Origin of the sequence: Coprococcus sp. ART55/1 (assembly GCF_000210595.1) — a bacterium.
Taxonomy (GTDB): Bacteria; Bacillota; Clostridia; order Lachnospirales; family Lachnospiraceae; genus Coprococcus; species Coprococcus aceti.
In genome coordinates this window covers 1,680,909-1,682,511 of the sequence record NC_021018.1, presented here as the reverse complement: position 1 = coordinate 1,682,511, position 1,603 = coordinate 1,680,909, and the positions used below count along the sequence as shown (strand labels likewise).

1 protein-coding gene and 1 pseudogene are annotated in these 1,603 nt (G+C 41.2%); both read left to right on the top strand.

Annotated elements, in window-relative coordinates:
* Nucleotides 1-941, top strand: a pseudogene (locus CCU_RS07725) (NAD(P)/FAD-dependent oxidoreductase); the annotation flags it as partial.
* A gap of 277 nt (nucleotides 942-1,218) precedes the next feature.
* Nucleotides 1,219-1,578 carry a MurR/RpiR family transcriptional regulator gene (locus CCU_RS07720; RefSeq protein WP_208896364.1) on the top strand — a complete coding sequence of 120 codons (360 nt, stop codon included), beginning with the start codon at nucleotides 1,219-1,221 and terminating at the stop codon, nucleotides 1,576-1,578.
* Nucleotides 1,579-1,603: the final 25 nt, after the last annotated feature.

The window sequence follows — 1,603 nt, the reverse complement described above, 5'->3', positions numbered from 1 at the left end:
GGCACGGACATCAACTATATAGTTCTAGAGAATCTGTATGCATATCTTCAGGACAAGGTGGATTTCTATTTTGACACTCCTATACAAACGGTGGAAAGATGGAGGATGGAACATATAGTGTATGCTGCAAGAAAGGTATATTTTTCTGTGACAAATGTATCATATCCGTGGGAAGAAGCGGAAGTAAGTGGATGGAGACAGTGTGCAAGGACCTTAATGTGCCTACAAAATCTAACAGAGTAGATATAGGAGTCAGAGTAGAGCTTCCTGCAGCTATATTTGCACATTTGACGGATGAGCTATATGAGAGCAAGATAGTATACAGAACGGAGAAGTATGGAGACAAGGTGCGAACTTTCTGCATGAACCCAAGGGGTGCCGTGGTTACTGAGAATACTAATGGAATCATAACGGTAAATGGCCACAGTTATGAGGATCCTGCAAAACAGACGGATAATACAAACTTTGCGCTCCTTGTGGCAAAGCATTTCTCAGAGCCGTTCAAGGACTCCAACGGATACGGCGAGAGCATAGCGAGACTCAGCAACATGCTGGGCGGCGGAGTAATAGTGCAGAGATTTGGCGACCTCATAAGGGGACAGCGATCCACCCAGAGCAGGATAGAGGAAGCGTTCATCACACCTACGCTCAATGCCACACCAGGAGATCTGAGCCTTGTCCTTCCAAAGAGAATCCTGGATGGAATAATCGAGATGATCTACGCTCTTGATAAGATAGCTCCAGGAACGGCAAATGAAGATACATTGTTGTATGGAGTTGAGGTCAAATTCTATAACATGGAGGTTGAAGTAGATGATAAGCTCGAGACAAGATATAAGGGACTGTATATCATAGGAGATGGCAGCGGAATAACACACTCCCTTTCACACGCATCTGCAAGCGGTGTATACGTAGCAAGAAATATTGCACATGGCGAATAAAACGAATAGATATTTATATAGAAGAAAGTCATTCAAAACAGAGTATCGTGATAGGGGTTCCAGATACTCTGTTTTTATTTGATAAATGAGTTTCAAGCGAAAATACATTTGTTTGACTGGATGGGAGAAGAATGGTAGAGTTGTAAATGGTATGAAAATAGATTTAAAGCCTACAACAAATATGAAAACAAATTTAACTGAGAAAATTGTTAGTGGCATTGTATAGAAGACACTATATGATGGATTATTTTCGAAAGAAGAAAGGAAATAGGAAAATATAGAGGGATCAGTTATAAATCAGATATGCGCATCTATGGATTCATTCTTTGATACAGAAAAGAAAATAGGCGATTATATCGTTAGGAATCCCAAGAAGGTTGTGGATATGACAGTCGGGGAGCTGGCAAAGGAGTGCGGTGTCAGCGAGGCCTCGGTGTCGAGATTCTGCAAACGAATAGAGCTGAAGGGATTTCACCATCTCAAGATATCGCTGGCGAGAGAACTCGTGGATGCCAAGGATGACGGAGAGATATCTGGACATATATCTGTGGATGATATGGAAGGTTCTCTGAGAGGAATACTGTCGAATAAAAGTGTATATACAATCCAAATACATAATTATATATGGAGGAAATAGACATGAAAGATATCAAATGGGCAGT